Here is a 17,550-nt window from a genome sequence, read left to right on the forward strand (position 1 = left end):
TTACTCGAGACGGTGGTCCATGCGATGCTGTGCCGCATTCGGTAGGGGAGGAATTCATCGGAGGGGGTTTTCGCATGTCCGAGCAGGTGCCCGCGCTGCGGTTGGCTCCGTTGAGCGAGCCGCCCGCGGTCGAATACCGGGTCGCGCCGCGGTATCCCGCCCGGGCCGCGGCGGTCCGGCAATGTCACGGGCGGCCTTCCGGTTCGCGGCGCGAGCCCGCCGCCGCGCCCGAGACCGATGCGGACGATACCGCCGACGCGGCGATGAAATCGTTCGTCGATCAGGCGCTGCGCCTGGTGCTCGAGGTGCTCGACCACCGCCGCCCGGTCCGTCATCTCGCCCTGGTCGCCGAAGTCTCCGTGGTGTCGGCCATCCAGACCCTGGTCCGCATGGAGTTGGTTCCCGGCCGTCAGCTCGGCATCGCGATCCTGTATCGGGCGGGCCTGCAGCTGATCACCCCGACCGCCGCCGAGATCAGCGCCTCCTACGACCGCGGCGAACGGCATTTCGCACTCGCGGCCCGAATGGAACGCACGCGACCCACCGGTAACTGGCGGTTGACCACGGTTCGCATCCTTTGACCGCGAAGGGGCAGTAGGGTTGCGTCAATGAGCGGCAAGATCGTACTGATCACCGGCACTTCCTCGGGTATCGGCCTGGCCACCGCCGTCGCCGCCGCCCAGCGCGGCTGGCGGGTGATCGCCACCATGCGCGATACCGGCAAGGCGGGCGCTCTGCGGGATGCCGCCGCGCAGGCCGGCGTCTCCGTCGAAGTCCAGGCCCTCGACGTGACCGATCCAGCCTCCATCGCGACCTGCCTGTCCGGGCTCGACCGGCTCGACGCGCTGGTCAACAACGCGGGCGCGGGATATATCGGCACGCTCGAGCAGCAGAGCGTCGACGATGTGCGCACCGTCATGGAGGTCAACTTCTTCGGCGTGCTGAATGCCACCAAGGCGGCGCTGCCGCTGCTGCGGGCGAGCAAGGGCAGGCTGGTGACCGTCACCAGCGTCGGCGGTGTGGTCGGTCAGCCGTTCAACGAGGCGTACTGTGCCGCCAAGTTCGCCGTCGAGGGCTTCATGGAATCCCTTGCGCCCGTTGCCGCGACGACCGGTGTCGCGGTCAGCGTCGTCGAACCGGGCGCGGTGGCAACCGAATTCGTCAGCAATGTCGGCGGCGTCGACGCCGCGCTCGAGCAGGCGGGCCCGTACGCGCCCGCCCTCGCCGCCTACGTGTCGCGCACCCGCGAGGCCTTCGCCGCGGCCCAGAGCTCCCAAGAGGTGGCGGAGCGGATCGCCGAACTCCTCGACGCCGACCGTCCCGCCTTCCGCCTGCTCACCTCGGACGCCGCCCGTGCCTTCGCCGGTGTGAAGCTCGCCGATCTCGACGGCTCGGTCGTGCAGGCGCTCACCGGGCAGTGGGTCACCGAATCCTGAGGTGCCGAATGGGCGCTGAAGTCGTCCTCGGCCGTCTGCGTTCCGGTGACCGCCGGAATAGCGAGAAATGCCCAGGTCTCGGGACGGCCGATATGCGACACTGACGCTGTGCAGCCCAAGCGCAGGATTCACTTCGTGGGCAGCTTGCCCGCGGAGTTGGACAGTCCAGAGAAGGCAATGGCATTCGCCGTCGATACGGCCGGTGAATTCTTGGACGGCATGGTTCCGGGCGGTGAAGCGGATCCATATCGCGCCAAGTGGTACATCAGACCCATCATCGATCGGCTCGGCAAGTTCCCGGCGCTGGCGCCCGCGCGCAGCGGTGATTGGTCGACGCTGCGTTCCCGCGACACCTTTCGGCTGCGGTCGGGCCGAGCGCTGGCCGAAGCCGATATCGACGCCGCGCTCGGCTATGCGGAGGAGGCCAGGCGTGCCTGGGATGCGTTGGCCGACATGCGCCGAACCGATCCCGGACTTCGCTTGCAGGTAGGCATACCGACGCCCTTTGTCATCGGTTTCATCTCCTTCGAGGCACGGATGCTCATGTTGCGTCGAGGCTCGGTCGGCCGTGGTGACCGAAGCTTTCCCTATTACCGCCCGATTGTCGACGCCACGGTCAGGGAGATCGTCCGTATCCATGAGGCGATGCGGGACAACGTCGTGTTCCAACTCGAACTGGCAGCGGAGTCGCTCCTCTGCGGAGTGGCACCTGGGGTCCTGCGGCAGGTGCCGGCCACCGTGGCGGGGCGAGCGATCGGACGCCTCGTCGCACGGGCGCCCCATGATTCCCGTTTCGGAGTGCACCTGTGCTACGGGAGCATCGATGACAAACCGGTCGTGACACCGAGATCGGCGGCCCCGGTCGTCGCGCTGGCCAACGCGATAGCGCGATACTGGCCCGCGGGGAGGCATCTCGATTTCGTCCACATGCCCATCGGCGACGGCAAACAGGCACCGGTTCGGCCGCGGTATTACGCGCCCCTGGCACGCCTCGAATTGCCTGCCAATACCCGTGTTATCGCCGGGCTTGCGCATCCGGCGCAGCCGCTCGCGCAAGCACGACAGGGGCTGGCGGCGGCGGAGTCGGCCTACGGCGGCCGGTTGGACGTCGCGGCCCCATGCGGTCTGGGCCGCAATATGACCGCCGACCAGGCGCGGTCCGCGGTAGCACACGCGGTCGCCTTGGCTGAAACCGATTTGTGAAACGGGCGCAGGCTCTTGCAGAGAGTCGTCGACCGGGCTCGACAGCGGCACACACATCACTGGCGACGAACTCTTCGATGGCGCCCGTGCACGCGTCCGAGCACGACCGGGGACGGCGGTTCGGAGTTGACGCTGGTGGAGGAGTGTTGGATCGTGTTGTGTCGGAGCATGATTCGTCGATGACTCGGATCGGGCCGGTGCGGGCGGGCGGAGCGGCGCCTCGTTCGGGCAACGCGTATTCCCCAGAATCGGGGCGACAGATCTCTGGAGAGCACCCGCCTGAGGTAGCGGTCGGCTACCGTTGACCTGTGGTCGAAGGAACTGAGGGGCCAGTGTCGGAGAACGACCGAATGCCACAACCGTTCAGCTTCGGTGATTTCAACTCTGCCCGGGTGTACGACTACCTGTTGGGCGGAAAGGACAATCGTGAGATAGACCGTGATCTAGGCGATCAAATGCTCTGTCGCGCACCCGAACTCCGGACCTTGGCCTGGTTCACTCGATCCTTCGGGCTCAAAGCGGTCGAGATGGCAGCGGAGGCCGGTATCCGACAGTTCCTCGATCTCGGCTCGGGCATCCCGAGTTCGCCCAACGTGCACGAGGTGGCTCGGAAGATCGAGCCGTCGGCGCGGGTGGTCTATGTCGACTACGACCCGGTCGTGCACGCCCACTGTGACGCACTGCTGGCCAAACCAGAGGGCATCACCGCACTACTGGGCGACGTTCGCCGCCCCGGCGACATCCTCGATCAGCTGAAGAACCGCAACCTGATCGACCTCGACGAGCCGGTGGCCATCACGCTCATCAGCGTGCTGCATTACGTGATGGACGACGAACACCCCGCCGAGATCATCGCCGCCTTCCGCGATCAGATCGCACCGGGCAGTTACCTGGCGATCACCCATGGCTCCCTTGATTCCACCCCGGAGATACTCCAGGTGCTCGCCAGCACCCACGACACTTCGGCCCAGGTCTCCTTTCGGTCCACAGCACAGACGGAGACCTTCTTCGCCGGCTTCGAATTGCTCGAACCCGGTGTGGTGCCGGTGCAGCAGTGGCTTCGCCCCGACTTGCCGGAGACTCGAATGGTCATGCTCGGTGGCATCGGCCGCAAACCCTGAGTGCCCGGTATGAACAGGGCTGGGCAGGAAATTTTGCAAACTGCCGTCGAAGACGCCCAAACACGCTAATTTTTGGTTGCCATCTGCACATTTCGTGCGTGCATCAGGCGCTGTCCCAGTCGATCAGAGGATGAAAAAGATGAAGTCCTTGAACATTGTCGCTGGTGTCGTGTCGTCGATCACAGCTGTCACCATGGTCACGACCGGTGCCTCGGTTGTCAATTCCCCTGTCGCCTCCGCCGCTCCCGGCGATTTCCTCATCACCAAAGAGGTTCCCACCCTGGACGATCTGCACGACCAGGTTGTGTTCCTGATCGAAACACCCGCCTCCGACGAGGCCAAGGCCGCCAACATGGAAGGCGGTATGCGGGCGGTCGTGGTTGCACAGACCCTCTACAACTCCGGCCTGTTCCGTCCCCCGATCGGGTCGAATCAGATCAGCGGTCCCGAAACTCATGACGGCAATGTGCACACCGCCATGCTGCGCAGCAAGTCGGCGGGGCGACCGGATTTGGTTGCGCGCGTGGTCTGGAAACGTATCGACGGGGTCTGGAAGTTGTCCAACAGTTCCGTGTGCGAGGGCATCAAGGCCGTGGGACTGTCGATGGCCTGCGACTTCTGACCGGCTGCGAGCACAGTGATCGAAATCCGTGACCTCACCCTGGCTTACCCAGGCGTGATCGTCCTCGAAGTTCCCGAACTGACGGTGGCAGACGCGACACTCACCTACCTGATCGGTCTCAACGGCACCGGCAAAACCACGCTGCTGCGGTGTATCTGCGGCATCATCGCGCCTGCCACCGGCACAGTCCGGGTCGACGACACCCTCGTCCGAGCCCATCACACCACACCGGCAACTCTCGGAATGCACCTCAACTACCGAGCCTTCGACCCACGTCACACGGCACGCCGGCACCTGCGCTGGATCGCCCGCGCCCGTGGACTACCCACCGACCGGGTCGGCGAGGTCCTCGAGATCGTCGACCTCGTCCGGGTCGCCGATCGTCGGCTGGGGCACTATTCGCTCGGCATGCTCCAACGTGTCGGCATCGCCGCCGCATTGCTGTCCGAGCCTCGCACCCTGCTGCTCGACGAACCTCTCAACGGCCTCGACATCGCGGGCATCCGCTGGATCCGCGAACTGCTGCGCCACCTCGCCGATACCGGGACCTGTGTCCTGGTTGCCACCCACCTGCTCGATGAGGTCGAACGCAACGCCGACCACATCGTCATCCTCGGAAACGGACGCATTCTGACCGACCAGCCATTCGCACAACTCATGAACACCCTGGGTCCCGGCGAGACCGGCCTCGAAGACGCCTACCTGAGAATCGCCGGCCTGCCTACCGACCTCGCGTTCGGCGTGGCCCCATGAACGGCCCCGGTCCGGTCACCCTGATCCGCCGCGGCATCGCCGCCGAATGGACCCGCACCGCCGGACGCAGCTTCCTGTGGGTAGTCGCTGTCCCCCTCACCTTCGCGCTGCCGCTGGTCATCACCTTCGTAATCGCCGCCGTCGCAGAACGACTCGCCAACCTCCCCGGACAGAAATTCGTCGCCGCGGTCGCCACCACCAATTCCGTGTACTGGGTGATCACCTTGTCCGTGTCGGTGATGATGGTCGCCACCGCCTACGCCCATGCCACCCAATGGCGCGGTCAGACAAGCGATCTCAATGCCTTCCTGTTCCCCCGGTCCTGGACGGTCGCGTTGGGCCGGTGGATCTATTACGGCACCATCGCGGCGATCTCGACAGCCGTTCTGCTCACCGTCGTCATGGTTACGCTGCCACACCAGTTCCCCGACTCTATGGGGCCGTGGGCATCACCGACTCCGCTGGTCTCCGGTTTCTCTGGACCGTTCCGAGCTACGCGTTCGTCGCATGCGGGGTGGGTGTCGCGGTCGGGTCATTGATCCGCACTCCGTCCGCCGCCGTCGCGGTTCTCCTGTTCTGGGTCTATGTCGCCGAGAACTCCATCAATCTGCTGCCCCACGGGTACACCCTGCAGGCATACGCCCCGTTCCTCAACGCCGTCGCCGCGACCGGTCAGGAAGTCGCCTTCATCCCTCGCTTCGGCCGCAACGGATCTCTGCTCTATTTCGTCCTCGTCACCGCCGCCCTCTTCATCGCGACAGCCGTCCTACCCATTCTCATTCGCCGGTTTTCCGGATATCGCAGAACGACGCTCGCCAAATCAGGCGCAAACTGAGCTGCGGCGATTATTCGTCCATGGGCGAATAATCGCCGCGACCTACACCGAGATCGGTTGAACCTCGAGCGGAAGCTTTTCCATCACCGGGATCGGACCCATGGCTCGCCGGATTTTCTTGGTGGCGACCGGCCGGAACTCCCACTTCGACAGCAGACTGTAGAGAGTTGTTTGCAGTGCGATCCAGGCATAATTGTTACCGAGACACATCTGATTACCCTTGCTGAACGGAACCAGGCTCCTGCATTTCGACCCGGAGCCCGAGGCCGGCCACCGATCGGGGTCGAAGGTGTTCGGTTCGGGGAAAATGTTCGGATTGCGGTGAATAGCTGTAATGCTGTAGCCGATATTGGTCCCCGCGGGAAATGTGAATCCGTCGAGTTCGACCGTGGTGATACTACGTCTCGTCTGCAGCAGTGCCGCATGCATCCGCGTGACCTCGTTCAGGAACCGGTTCAGGTAATCGAGTTGATCGAGGTTTCGGGGGCTGATATCTCCTGCGGCGGAGATCTCTTTCGCCAGTTTCGAAGCCACCTCCGGATGCCGCGACAACTCGTACAGCGCCCAGGTCAGCGTGGCGGTCGAGGCGTCGATCCCGCCGAAGAGGATAGTCATGGCCTGCTCTACCAGGAACTCGTCACTACGGTGTTCCTCATCTACCGAATCCAGCAGGATGTCGATCAGGTCGTTCCGGCGGTCACCGCTGGCCCGGCGCGCGGTGATCAGTTCTCGGCAGTAATCTCGCAGTCGCATTCCAGCCGACGTGAATTTGCGGTTCACCGGCAATGGCAGGCTCTCCAGCTTCTTGGGCAGCAGACTGCCCACTATGGCGCCCGCGCCTATGTCCGTGATCAGACCCGAGATGAGTTGTATCTCCTCGGCATCCGGTTCGTGGGAGAACATCGACTCGAGCAGGTTGGCGATCACCACCCCGAACACCGCGGAACGGACCTCGACAATCTGGCCTGGCTGCCACGAACTCGCCAACGCATCCGCGTTACGCTTCATGGTGTGCACATAGCTTTCCAGCTGTGTTCGATGGAACGCTGGTTGGAGCAGACGACGAAGATACTTGTGTTGCTCACCATCCGTGACGATCAGCGATTCTCCGAATATGAGACGGATGCGTTTGAAGAGGAGCCCTCGCTCGTAGGCATCGGAGTTCTCCACCAACACGCTGTGGAGTAGTTCGATATCGGTAATGACGTAGACAACAAGATTGGCGATATCGACGCGTACTATTTTCCCGGCGCCGGCCAGATCCACCATGAACTGAACCGGATCACGCCACATTTTCCAACCGTGTCCGAGAACCGGCAAACGTCCGGGCGCACACGGGACGTCACGAAGATCCACTACATGTTGCCTTTCTTTCAGCAGGTTCGAGGCCGGAGGCTTCGGGCGATAGGTCCACAACCCGGACAGCAGCGATCCCACTCCTTCCCTCATGACCGTCGGCGAGGTCGCTGAACAACCCGCCTACGCCGTCGACCACGGTGCGTCTGCTCCTGCCGAAAAGCTTGTTCTGTCACGACCACAGTCTCCTTCACCGCCGGTCACAGCTGTTGTCATGGACCACCAACCCCGTCGGCGGCACGACGCTGGCGATGGCGGGGCCGATACCGCTGGACGCCCCGCTACGAGAAGCGGTCCTTCCGACTAGGGTCAGTAACAGTCAACTCCTGGATCAGCGTGTCGAGCAACGAACTCCGCACAACTCTCGACAGACCTCCCCGGTCTCAGACTTCTCCCATCGTCCGCACAGGACTCCTGCGGGAATAGGTGACAACCGAGGTGAATCACTGAGGCCTGTTGCCGGTCAGCACGTTACATTAGCCGAGATTTTGAACCGTCAGGACTTTTCTGCCGAACACCAACAGCCCGAACGCCATTCACAGCAGCGGCTGCCTTTTCCTGTTGGTGTCGATCGCGGTCGTCCAGATCGCGGAGCTGACCGGGCAACTGGATTCGGACCCGACGCGCAGGGCCATTCGGCAAGCTCGACGCAAGGCCCCTACGCGCCGGTGATCAGTTTGTCCGCCTAAGGCATTACGGCGCATCCGGAGCCGGTGGAGAAGCCCGTTCCGGCCAACAGGTCGACGGAGGCTATCGAGCCCTGGCTCTGATAGGCGACGATGTGATGCCATTCCGCCGCCGTCGGTGTCCACTGGACGCTGACGCTGGTCGCGCCCGCCGGATCGACGAAATCGCTTGGCGCGAAAGTTGATCTGCCGGTGGTGTCGTAGAAGAAGACCGGGAACGCCCCTGTGGTGAGGTTGGCGGTGAGCGTGTAGGTGCAGCCCGTTCCGTATTGGCTCGCCGGTCCCCAACTCGCGCCCGGTTCGGCGCGCAGATCGATGACGGCCGCACCGGCATCGGGCGCCGCCGCGACGGTCAGTGCCACCGCGGCAAGCGTCGCGGCGGCCGGTCCGACGACCGCGCGCCGAATCACGTTCCGGCCGCGGGTATTCGAGTGTGCAGAGGTTTCCGACATCGGATGAATTCCCTTCTCTACCGGATGCCACGGTCCTCCGCTGACGGCCCCGGCGGCAGGGTCGAAGATCACTCGGTCTGTTCATCGAGTCGGCCGGAGCCGAGGGCGGTGCGGTCCGACTCTACCGCCGAACCTGTTCCCCGTTCCTCGAACTCGAATCCCCAGTTGCCCGCGGAATTCAGTCCAGCACAGCCCGATTCCGGTACTGATCGACAAGGTGCTGGTAGGAGGCCGGAGCCTCGGCTCTGGTCTCGATATCGCGCAGGCCGATGGTGACCGTGCGGGCCGCGGCGGCCGAATAGTTGTGCTCGTCGATGCCAAGGTCCGCCACGATCGCGGGCAGTAGTTCGTCCAGCTCGTCGTCGGTCGCGTAGACGGTGAGGGTGCATTCGACCGGCACGGCTGCCGGGTCGTACGCGTCGCCGCGCACCCGCTCGGCGAATTCGGCGATCTCGATGACCGGACCGAATTCGGTATAGCACGGGATGCGGTTCACGCCGCGGATCCGGTGTGCGCTCTCCTCCAGCATCAGCGCGATCGGATGGATCTCCTCGCTGTCCAGGGATCCCGGGCCGGTCGGGTCGGGCAGACCCAATCCGACCGCGACCTGCCAAATGCGCCGCTCGTCGTCCATTTTCACCTCTCTGTCAGCGCCGCGACGTGACGTTCACGGTGCGGCAGTGCTTCAGTTTCTTGCCCGACGGCACGGCCGCCTGCGCCTTGTTCTTGGCGTCGTTCACCGCCGCGTCCTTCGTCCTTCCGGTGCCATTGAACTGGAACGGTCCGGTGGCGTCGGTCCGGTCCAGATTCTCGAAATAGCAGGACACCGTCGCATAGAAGGTCGCGGTGAACTGGAACTGCGGCTGCACCGCATCCACGGCTCGGACGGCCGCGGTCGGTGGCTGCGCCGCCGCGATACCAGCTCCGAAACCCGCGGTGCCCGCGGCGGCTACCAGGACCGCGGCGATGAATCGGCGGCCGGACATGACGGTCTGCATTGGTGATCCCTCCCATTGAGGCTCTTTCACCATGCTTCGACGCCACTGCGGCGCAATGGGTTCCATTCGATTCAGGTGATCGGCCTCACAGGGCGGCGCGGGAACCGTTGTCGATCAATGAAACTGGCCCGGTCTTCGACCCGAATGCATTGCGGCACAGCGCATTCAGGATACGAAGGTCGCCGAGGTGACGGTGACATCGGCGAAGCTGACATACCATCCGTTCCAGGTGTCGGCGACGTTCACCTGGATACCGTGCCCGGCCGCGCGACCGCCGGTGATGAGCCACAGGCCGTTGCCGTATCCGGTCGCCGTGCTGACACTGCCATCCGACCAGGCGAATTCGGCCGTGCTCTGCGCACCGGGCGTATTCCACGGGATGATGGCCGTGAACTGGCCGGTGTCGATTCCCGGTAACAGCGGGCCGCCGCATTCGCGCAGCGTGGCCGAACGCCGGATGTTCTGCCCCGCGCTTCCGCTGCCCGCGACCAGCGCGCCGGTCATCAAGCCGCCCTGCCGGCAGCCTCCACCGCCGCCCGGCGGAAGTGCCTGCGCCTGCGGCACACTCAGCAGCGGCGCCGCGCAAAGAGCCGCCGCCAGCAACGCGATTCGACAACCAGACACGCCACCTCCCTGTCGCGGGACAGCAACCGAAACGGCCTCGCCGAGCAGTTTAGCGCCGTGGCCGGTTCAAATCGCGATCTCGCTCGGCGGTTCAGCTCTTGATGAATTCGAGCAGGTCGGCGGTCAGCTCCGCCATATGGGTGAGGTACAGGCCGTGCGGCGCGTTGTCGTACACCTTCAGGCGGCTGTCGGGGATCAGGTCGGCGGTGGGTTCGCCGCACAGCCCCAGCGGGTTGAATTCGTCCGCACCGCCGTGGATCACGAGTGCTGGGACATCGATGCGGCGCAGGTCCGCCCGGTGGTCGGTCTCGGACACCGCGTGGCTGAGGTCGAGCATGGCCTTGACGGATGTCGCATTGCTGTCGGCCTTGGACCATTCCACCAGCGCCGGAGAGATCGATGATGCCGAACCCGCGACCGTGAACAGTGGGTCGGCCACCTGATGAGTCCAGGCCGGAAAGTCGGTGCGCCACTGCGCCCGCATCTCCTCCCAGGCGGCCATCGGGATGCCCGCCGGATTGTCCGGCGTCTGCAGCATGAGCGGCAGCGCCGAGGAGACGAGCACGATCCTGGCGACCCGGGCCGAACCGTGTCGCGCGAGATAGCGCACGATCTCCGCGGTTCCGGTCGAATGCCCGACGAGGGTGACCTCGTGCAGGTCGAGTCTTTCGATCACGGTGGCGAGATCGTCTGCGAGGGTGTCGAATTCGTATCCGTCCCAGGGTTGGTCGGAGCGCCCGTGGCCGCGGCGGTCGTAGGTGACGCAGCGCAGCCCCTGCTCGGCCAGCGCCATCGCCTGGTACTGCCACATCGCCGAGCTCAGCGCCCAGGTGTGGGTGAACACTATCGGCGCGCCGACGCCCCAATCGCGGTAGAACAGCTCGACATTGTCGTTGACGGTGATGTGCGGCATCGTATTTCGGCTTCCTGCTGGTTCCTTGACTTGTCAGTCAACCTATAACTCTGTGGGTATCGGAATCCATTACCTCGGTGGTAATTTCGCTCGGCCCGCTGCCGATGCCCAACTCGAGCTCACGTACGTACGCGCCTCGGCGATCTCCTGCCAGCGGCGGTCGGACAAGGCCGGGGCCGCTGATAAGTCGAAATAGGTTGCTGCCGAATCGGATTCGAATTCCACATCAGGTGACGACGGTCGGCGTCCGGAAACGCTCCTGCCGATGTTCGGATGCCAGCACCACCTCGGACAGCTGTCGCGCGGCTGCCAGGACATCGGCGTGGGAGACGTAGAGGGCGTTCACGCCGAAGCGCAGCATATCGGGGGCGCGCATATCGACGATGACATCGCGTGCCGCGAGCGCCCGCGCCAGCGCGTTGGCATCGGGGTGGCGCAGGGTGATCTGGCTGCCGCGGCGGTGCGGATCGCGCGGGGTCACCGTCGTGAAGTCGAGCTCGGTCAGGACGGCGTCGGCGCAGTCGAGGAAAAAGCTTGTCAGCGAAAGGCTTTTGGCGCGGACCTCGGCCATGTCGACGCCGTCGAAGGCGGTGAGGGCCGCCTCCAAAGTGAGCAGCGACAGGATCGGCGGAGTGCCGATACGGGCCCGTTCGACGCCGTCGGCCGGGCGGTAATCGCCGCTGAGGCCGAATGGTTCGGCGTGCCCGTTCCATCCGGTGAGCGCGTGGTCGAAGTCGGCCTGATGCCGTCGAGCGACATACAGGAAGGCGGGGGCGCCCGGCCCGCCGGAAAGGAATTTGTAGCCGCAGCCGACGGCCAGGTCGACGCCGAGCTCGTCGACGCGGATGGGCAGGGCGCCCGCCGCATGGCACAGGTCCCAGACCGCGAGCGCACCGGCCCGGTGCGCGGCGTCGGTGATCGCGGCCATGTCGTACAGCTCGCCGGTGCGGTAGTCGACGGGGGAGTAGCTTGTCGCGGCGACCCGGTCACCCGCCTCGGCGAGCACTGCCGCGACATCGGCGGGCGGCACCCGGCGGACCTCCATGCCGAGCAGGCGGCCGACGGCATCGGCGATGTACTGATCGGTGGGGAAATGCCCCGGATCGGTAAGCAGCAGTGGACGATTCGGGCGCAGCCGGGCCGCGGCCGTAAGCGCGTTGAAAAGCTGGACGCTGGTGGAATCGCCGACCACCGTCTGTCCGGGCGCCGCACCGATGAGCCCGCCGACGGCGTCGCCGACCCGGACCGGCGCTGCCCACCAAGCGTTTTCGTTCCAGGAGCGAATCAGGCCGGCGCCCCACTGCCGGTGCACGACATCCTCGATGACGGGCGGCACGGCGGCGGGCAGCGCGCCGAGGGAGTTACCGTCAAGGTAGACAACACCTTTGGGAAGCAGGAAGCGTTCCCGCAGCGGTGCGAGCGGGTCGGCGGCGTCCAATGCGGCAGCGCGGGCCGCCAGGGCGTCGTCATCGTTCGTTGCTTTCGGCACCGGTGCTCCGTTCGCGTTCTCGATGTGCGAAGCCTATTTCATCGAGCAGAGCGAAGTGTTTGCCCGCCAGCTGCTTTCCCGCGGAGCATCAGTTGTGGCCGCGGCGGGCGTCGCGGTCGAAGATGCCGAGGATCTCGCACGGGCCGCCCTCGGCCCCGATGGCGTGCGGGAGCATGGTCGGAAATTCCGCGGCCTGATTGGTTTCGATCCGGAGGCGCCGGTTGCCGAGCAGCAGAACCGCGGTGCCGGACAGGACGACGAGCCATTCGCGGCCCGCGTGCGCCCGCATGCGGGCCGGATTGCCCGGCGGTGGATCGGTTAGGCGCATGCGCAGGACGGTTATACCCGGTTCGGCCTTGATGGGCCAGCGCATCATCGCATTCGCGGTGTCGATCGTCGGGTTGGCGATGACATCGTCGGTCGCGGTCTCCACCAGCTGATCCAGCGAGGTGCCCAGCGCGCGGGCGAGGGTGACGAGCTGATCGAGGGCCAATCTGCGCTGGCCGTTCTCGATGCGGCTGAGGGTGGACTGGCTGAGGTTCGCCCGGGACGCGAGTTCCTCGAGCGACCAGCCGTGCGCGACCCGCAGCGCGCGCAGCCGTTTGCGCACCAGGCCATCCAGCTCGCCATCTTCTTGCGTCATAGGCAAGATCGTATGTCTTACGCGCATGACGTGGTTAGCGTTGCCCGTGAACGGCCCGGGAATTCCCCGAGGCCCGCACGAAGGGAACGACCTGATGCTTGCCGACGAACTGGTGGACGAGACCGTCGATGTCGTGGTGATCGGTGGCGGCGCCGCCGGGCTGAACGGCGCGCTGATGCTGGCCCGCTCTCGCCGCTCGGTCCTCGTCATCGATAGCGGCGCGCCGCGCAACGCACCCGCCGACGGCGTACACGGACTGCTCGGTCTGGACGGAACGCCGCCCGCCGAACTGCTGGCGCGCGGTCGCGCGGAAGTGCGGCGATACGGCGGCCGGATCGTGAACGGTGAGGTCGTCGATGCCCGCCCCGGCGCGCCGTCGGACGACGGCGATCTGCGTTTCACCGTCACCCTCGCAGACGGACGCTCGGTGCGGGCCCGCCGTCTACTCGTCGCGACCGGACTGCGCGATGTGCTTCCGGACGTACCCGGGCTCGCCTCGCATTGGGGTCGCGGCGTGGTGCACTGCCCCTACTGCCACGGCTGGGAGGTGCGCGACGAACCGATCGGCGTCCTGGCGGTCGGCCCGGCCTCGGTCCATCACGCGCTGCTGTTCCGCCAATTGTCCGACGACCTCGTCTATTTCGTCCACGGCACCGAATTGGACGCGGACACCACGGCCCGCTTCACCGCCCGCGGCATCCGCATCGTCGACACCCCGGTCGCCGAGATCGTCGACGGCGGAGACGGCATCGCGGGTGTGCGCCTGACCGACGGGCAGTTCGTGGCCCGCCGCGTCCTCGCGGTGGCGACCACATTGGAAGTCCGGGCCGAAGGGCTGGCGGGTTTGGGTTTGGCGATCCGAGATCTGCCCGGCGGCATGGGCCGTCACTTCGCCAGCGGCACAGCGGGTGTCACCGAGGTGCCCGGGGTGTGGGTCGCCGGAAACGCCGCCGATCCGATGGCGCAGGTCGGCGCCGCCGCGGCGGCCGGTGCGCTAGCGGGTGCGCACATGAACGCCGATCTTGTTGGCGCAGATACCGATGCGGCCTTGCGGCGGGGTACCGCGCTCGTCTGAATCGAACTGCTCGGCAAAGTGACTGCGCTGCCGCGACGTTGGGGCGACCACATCCGCCCGATTCCCGAACTTGCCCACTGGCAGGTCGCTATGGATTTAGCGTTGTGGTACGGGGGGTTTCTGTGGGTGAGGAGATTTCAATGATCGACATCTTCACGTTTCGCGGTACCAACGAGATGCGCAGCCCGGACGGCACACCGACGGGCATGCTCGCCGCCATAACCGGCCTGCTGGATTCGGCGTATTTCCGTAGCTTCGAACCGAATTGGACCGCATCGATCGGACCGGACCCGAATCTGTGGGGCCCGTCGCTGGACACCTCGGTGCAGGAGGGCACCGCCGCCGGTGTGCAGGCGATCCAGGATTCGCCGAATGTCTGTGGGCTGCTGAGCTATTCGCTTGGCGGCATCTGCGTCAGCCGGATCCTGGAGGGTGTGCGGTCCGGGCAGTACACCAATACCGACGGCAGTCCGCTGGAGATAGCGTTCGCCGTCAACCTCGCGAATCCGCTTCGGGCCGAAGGCGATTCGGTCAACAACCTGTGCCCGCCGTCGACTTTCGGACTGCACGGACAGCACGGGCCGTGGCCGGACCAGGTGCAGACGCGCGAGTACGCCAATCCGGCCGACATCATCACCGCGTCCCCGGCGGATTCGCCGCTGCGGATCATCGATGTCGGCATCTCGCCGTTCTCCTTCGTGGAGGGCGCGCGTTTCGGCAATGTGAGCTATCTGATCTTCGAAGAGCTGCTGCGGTGGCTGATGCAGGACCCGGTAACGAATTTCGATCGCTACGTCGATGCGACGCGCGGCGTGATCGGCCTGCTGACGCCGTGGCCGGACGGCCCGCACGTCGGCTATTCGGGTCAGAACATGCCGGGCACGAACGTCCTGTGGACAACGCATGCGGCGAACTACATCAACGACACCTTCGCCCACTGAGGGCGGTTACACCATCGCGGCGTAATCGCCGACGAGGCTGTGGAATCGGTAGCGCCCCGGCAAAACCTGTTCCAGCATATGCACATCGACGAGGGCTTCCAGGATCCGCTCGGCGGAATCCACATCGATATCGGCCAGCGCGGCGGTGGCGTCGATATCGAAGCTGCGCCCCTGCCGCAACCCGAGCAGCCGGAATACGCGTTGCTGATCGGTCGGCAGATCTTGGAAGCTGGCGGTGAGCGCCGCGGATACGCTGCGGGATCCCGCGGATAGGTGCTCGAGCCGATTCCGGGGCTGGCGTAGTCGTTTGGCCAATCGGTCGATGGGCCAGACCGGCCGGGCTCGGAGCCGCCCGGCGGCGATGCGGATGGCCAGCGGCAGGTAACCGCACAGCCGGACGGTCTCGGCCACCGCATCGGGCTGGGTGAGCACCCGGTCGTCGCTGACGATGCTGGTGAACAGTGCCGTCGCGTCCTCGCGCGAAAGTACGTCCAGCGAAAGGGTTCTGGAGACTTCCAGGTCGATGAGCCTGCGGCGGCTGGTGATCAGGACCAGGCAGTCGGGCGTGCCGGGCAGCAGCGGCCGAACCTGGTCCGCGTCGGCCACATTGTCCAGTACGAGCAGCACCGAAAGGGAGGCGATTCGGGTGCGCCACAGGGCGGCTCGGGCATCGAGGTCCGCGGGCATCGTCTCGCCCGGCACCCCCACCGCACGGAGGAGTTGTTCCAGCGCGGTCATCGGGTCGACGGGCTCGCGGTCGGTGGCGTACCCGTGCAGGTCTATATAGAGCTGGGCATCGGGGTAGCGGCCGCTGAGTTGATGGGCCGCGTGTATCGCCAGCGCCGTCTTTCCGACACCGGCCATGCCATCGATCGCCTCGATCAAGACGGTCCGGTGGGCGGCCGCCCGCGGCGGTACGTCGGCCAGCAGGCTGTCCAATTCGGTACTGCGGCCGGTGAAGTCGGCGATATCGCCGGGTAACTGGTTGCGGCTCGGCTCGCCGGTATCGGCCGCGGCGCCCGCCGGTTCGGGCACGGCGATCTCCGGCACCGGCGTGATCGTGTGCGGCCGACGCAATTCGAGGTCGCGACCGATGAAATCGGTGATGCCGCCGGTTGATTCGCCGAACGCCGGCTCGATCTCGTCCCGCAGGATCCGCCGGTGCAGTTCGCGCAGTTCCCGGCCCGGCTCGATGCCGACCTCGTTGGCGAGGCGGCGCTGCGCGTCCTGGAAGACCATCAACGCCTCGGCCTGGCGGCCGCAGTGGTAGAGGCCGAGCATCAGCAGCGCCCGAAACCGTTCCTGCAGTGGATAGGACACGACGAGTGGGACGAGTTCGGCGACCGCCTCGGCATGTCTGCCGCGGGCGAGTTTGATCCCGGCCCGGAGTTCGAGCGAGGTCAGATAGCGCTCCTGTAGTCGTCGGCGCTCGGCCTCGATTGTGGGACCGGCCAGTCCGCTGAACGGTTCGCCGCGCCAGAGCTCCAGCGCGGCATTGGTGTGTGCGGCCGCCGCCGCGAGGTCGCCTTCGCGCCAGTATTGTTCGGCGGTTCCGATGCGCCGGTCGAAGGCAATGTAATCCGCAAGTGAAGGGTTGCCGTGTAACACATATCCGGTATCGGCCCACACCAGCGCGGATTCCGACACATTGTGCGCCGGGCGCGGTGCGAGCGCCCGGCGTAATCGGCTGACATAGGTCTGCACGCCATTGCGCGCATCGCCGGGTGGGTGTTCTCCCCAAACCCCGTCGATGATCGCATTCATTGTTACCGGTCGGTTCATTTCCAACAGCAGTGCAACCAGAACGGCCTGTTGTTTCGCTGTGCCCAACTCGATCTCACGGTCATCCCGCCACGCCGTGAACGAACCGAGCACGTCGTATCTGATCTGCGGTTGAGCCATGGACAAACCCCTCCTGAGCCATGTGCTGCCACCAACGAGGATAGGCCGCTGACGCGTGGTTGAAGCGTAGAACGACCGATAACACTGTCCGACCAGTCGTTTATGTGGGAGTACAGCGACAATTACGCGGACTGGGACATCCTGATCGGGTGTGCTGCAACGGGATTCGGGGCCTCGATTTCCTGGCCAATCGAAAAAGCCTGTGGTTCACAATAGTTCACCCGGCCGTGGTCGAGCGTTCAACTGTGGGCCTGGCCGCGGTGTGCACCAGTCGGGTCGCCAATGTCGGCGCACCGGGCCACAAAGTCCGTGGCGGTGCGTCGCGAAGTGCGTGTCGGGGCCGGCGTCGTCGAGTGTGCGGGGATCGGGCATCGGATGAACGCCGAGGTCCACCCAGCCGCTGAGCGGCGGACCGCAGCCGAGGCGCTTGCCGCGGAAGACCTATTCGATCGACACAGGATCGTATCGCCCGATAAACGGTGATAAGCGAGGAAGTTTGCC

General features: G+C 65.5%; 19 protein-coding genes. 10 read left to right on the top strand and 9 right to left on the bottom strand.

Going from position 1 to position 17,550, the window contains the following annotated elements; genetic code table 11:
- The first annotated feature begins 74 nt into the window (after positions 1-74).
- From F5544_RS08835 to F5544_RS08870, 8 genes are all read left to right on the top strand, one after another.
- Positions 75-581, top strand: coding sequence for an Rv3235 family protein (locus tag F5544_RS08835; protein WP_167472735.1), 507 nt, complete (start codon positions 75-77; stop codon positions 579-581).
- Between the two features lie 27 nt (positions 582-608).
- Positions 609-1,436, top strand: coding sequence for an SDR family oxidoreductase (locus F5544_RS08840; protein WP_167472736.1), 828 nt, complete (start codon positions 609-611; stop codon positions 1,434-1,436).
- A 135-nt stretch (positions 1,437-1,571) separates the two neighbouring features.
- Positions 1,572-2,639 (top strand): hypothetical protein, encoded by a 1,068-nt coding sequence (locus F5544_RS08845; RefSeq protein WP_167472737.1) that lies wholly within the window; start codon positions 1,572-1,574, stop codon positions 2,637-2,639.
- A 332-nt stretch (positions 2,640-2,971) separates the two neighbouring features.
- The gene (locus tag F5544_RS08850; RefSeq protein WP_238847162.1) at positions 2,972-3,760 is read left to right on the top strand and encodes an SAM-dependent methyltransferase; all 789 of its coding nucleotides are present in this window, start codon (positions 2,972-2,974) and stop codon (positions 3,758-3,760) included.
- A 139-nt stretch (positions 3,761-3,899) separates the two neighbouring features.
- Positions 3,900-4,382: a hypothetical protein gene (locus tag F5544_RS08855; protein WP_238847163.1), complete on the top strand. Its 483-nt coding sequence runs from the start codon at positions 3,900-3,902 to the stop codon at positions 4,380-4,382.
- A 15-nt stretch (positions 4,383-4,397) separates the two neighbouring features.
- Positions 4,398-5,135, top strand: a complete 738-nt coding sequence (locus tag F5544_RS08860) for an ABC transporter ATP-binding protein (protein WP_167472738.1) — start codon at positions 4,398-4,400, stop codon at positions 5,133-5,135.
- Positions 5,132-5,674, top strand: a complete 543-nt coding sequence (locus F5544_RS08865; protein ID WP_167472739.1) for a hypothetical protein — start codon at positions 5,132-5,134, stop codon at positions 5,672-5,674. The genes F5544_RS08860 and F5544_RS08865 overlap by 4 nt, the downstream gene beginning before the upstream one ends.
- A complete protein-coding gene (locus F5544_RS08870; protein ID WP_167472740.1) occupies positions 5,650-5,970 on the top strand; it encodes a hypothetical protein in 321 nt (106 codons plus the stop codon). The genes F5544_RS08865 and F5544_RS08870 overlap by 25 nt, the downstream gene beginning before the upstream one ends.
- A gap of 42 nt (positions 5,971-6,012) precedes the next feature.
- On the opposite strand, the gene F5544_RS08875 is transcribed toward F5544_RS08870, so the two are convergent.
- The 8 genes from F5544_RS08875 to F5544_RS08910 all read right to left on the bottom strand — a co-directional run bounded on the left by F5544_RS08875 (position 6,013) and on the right by F5544_RS08910 (position 13,131).
- Positions 6,013-7,407 (bottom strand): cytochrome P450, encoded by a 1,395-nt coding sequence (locus tag F5544_RS08875; protein ID WP_167472741.1) that lies wholly within the window; start codon positions 7,405-7,407, stop codon positions 6,013-6,015.
- Between the two features lie 604 nt (positions 7,408-8,011).
- A complete protein-coding gene (locus F5544_RS08880; protein WP_167472742.1) occupies positions 8,012-8,464 on the bottom strand; it encodes a hypothetical protein in 453 nt (150 codons plus the stop codon).
- 178 nt (positions 8,465-8,642) lie between these two features.
- Positions 8,643-9,098, bottom strand: coding sequence for a hypothetical protein (locus tag F5544_RS08885; RefSeq protein WP_167472743.1), 456 nt, complete (start codon positions 9,096-9,098; stop codon positions 8,643-8,645).
- A gap of 13 nt (positions 9,099-9,111) precedes the next feature.
- Positions 9,112-9,462 (bottom strand): hypothetical protein, encoded by a 351-nt coding sequence (locus F5544_RS08890; RefSeq protein WP_167472744.1) that lies wholly within the window; start codon positions 9,460-9,462, stop codon positions 9,112-9,114.
- Positions 9,463-9,627: 165 nt separating this feature from the next.
- Complete coding sequence (locus F5544_RS08895; RefSeq protein ID WP_167472745.1) at positions 9,628-10,086, bottom strand: hypothetical protein; 459 nt, start codon at positions 10,084-10,086, stop codon at positions 9,628-9,630.
- 91 nt (positions 10,087-10,177) lie between these two features.
- Complete coding sequence (locus F5544_RS08900; protein WP_167472746.1) at positions 10,178-10,999, bottom strand: alpha/beta fold hydrolase; 822 nt, start codon at positions 10,997-10,999, stop codon at positions 10,178-10,180.
- Positions 11,000-11,225: 226 nt separating this feature from the next.
- The gene (gene kynU / locus F5544_RS08905) at positions 11,226-12,488 is read right to left on the bottom strand and encodes a kynureninase (protein ID WP_203217505.1); all 1,263 of its coding nucleotides are present in this window, start codon (positions 12,486-12,488) and stop codon (positions 11,226-11,228) included.
- A gap of 88 nt (positions 12,489-12,576) precedes the next feature.
- On the bottom strand, positions 12,577-13,131 hold the full coding sequence (locus F5544_RS08910; RefSeq protein ID WP_167472747.1) for a helix-turn-helix domain-containing protein: 555 nt from the start codon (positions 13,129-13,131) through the stop codon (positions 12,577-12,579).
- 94 nt (positions 13,132-13,225) lie between these two features.
- Between F5544_RS08910 and F5544_RS08915 the strand changes: the two genes are divergently transcribed.
- Positions 13,226-14,206 (top strand): NAD(P)/FAD-dependent oxidoreductase, encoded by a 981-nt coding sequence (locus F5544_RS08915; RefSeq protein ID WP_167472748.1) that lies wholly within the window; start codon positions 13,226-13,228, stop codon positions 14,204-14,206.
- Between the two features lie 140 nt (positions 14,207-14,346).
- Positions 14,347-15,147, top strand: coding sequence for a hypothetical protein (locus tag F5544_RS08920; protein WP_167472749.1), 801 nt, complete (start codon positions 14,347-14,349; stop codon positions 15,145-15,147).
- A 6-nt stretch (positions 15,148-15,153) separates the two neighbouring features.
- On the opposite strand, the gene F5544_RS08925 is transcribed toward F5544_RS08920, so the two are convergent.
- Entirely contained in the window at positions 15,154-17,049 is a 1,896-nt protein-coding gene (locus tag F5544_RS08925) for an AfsR/SARP family transcriptional regulator (RefSeq protein WP_167472750.1), read from the bottom strand.
- Positions 17,050-17,550 lie beyond the last annotated feature (501 nt).

This window comes from Nocardia arthritidis (assembly GCF_011801145.1).
GTDB lineage: Bacteria > Actinomycetota > Actinomycetes > Mycobacteriales > Mycobacteriaceae > Nocardia > Nocardia arthritidis_A.

Excerpts from the sequence above, each read along its gene's own strand:
- F5544_RS08835 (WP_167472735.1), top strand. The coding sequence starts at position 75 with ATGTCCGAGCAGGTGCCCGCGCTGCGGTTGGCTCCGTTGAGCGAGCCG.
- F5544_RS08840 (WP_167472736.1), top strand. The coding sequence starts at position 609 with ATGAGCGGCAAGATCGTACTGATCACCGGCACTTCCTCGGGTATCGGC.
- F5544_RS08855 (WP_238847163.1), top strand. The coding sequence starts at position 3,900 with ATGAAGTCCTTGAACATTGTCGCTGGTGTCGTGTCGTCGATCACAGCT.
- F5544_RS08865 (WP_167472739.1), top strand. The coding sequence starts at position 5,132 with ATGAACGGCCCCGGTCCGGTCACCCTGATCCGCCGCGGCATCGCCGCC.
- F5544_RS08880 (WP_167472742.1), bottom strand. The coding sequence starts at position 8,464 with ATGTCGGAAACCTCTGCACACTCGAATACCCGCGGCCGGAACGTGATT.
- F5544_RS08885 (WP_167472743.1), bottom strand. The coding sequence starts at position 9,098 with ATGGACGACGAGCGGCGCATTTGGCAGGTCGCGGTCGGATTGGGTCTG.
- F5544_RS08890 (WP_167472744.1), bottom strand. The coding sequence starts at position 9,462 with ATGCAGACCGTCATGTCCGGCCGCCGATTCATCGCCGCGGTCCTGGTA.
- F5544_RS08900 (WP_167472746.1), bottom strand. The coding sequence starts at position 10,999 with ATGCCGCACATCACCGTCAACGACAATGTCGAGCTGTTCTACCGCGAT.
- F5544_RS08910 (WP_167472747.1), bottom strand. The coding sequence starts at position 13,131 with ATGACGCAAGAAGATGGCGAGCTGGATGGCCTGGTGCGCAAACGGCTG.
- F5544_RS08915 (WP_167472748.1), top strand. The coding sequence starts at position 13,226 with ATGCTTGCCGACGAACTGGTGGACGAGACCGTCGATGTCGTGGTGATC.
- F5544_RS08920 (WP_167472749.1), top strand. The coding sequence starts at position 14,347 with ATGATCGACATCTTCACGTTTCGCGGTACCAACGAGATGCGCAGCCCG.
- F5544_RS08925 (WP_167472750.1), bottom strand. The coding sequence starts at position 17,049 with ATGGCTCAACCGCAGATCAGATACGACGTGCTCGGTTCGTTCACGGCG.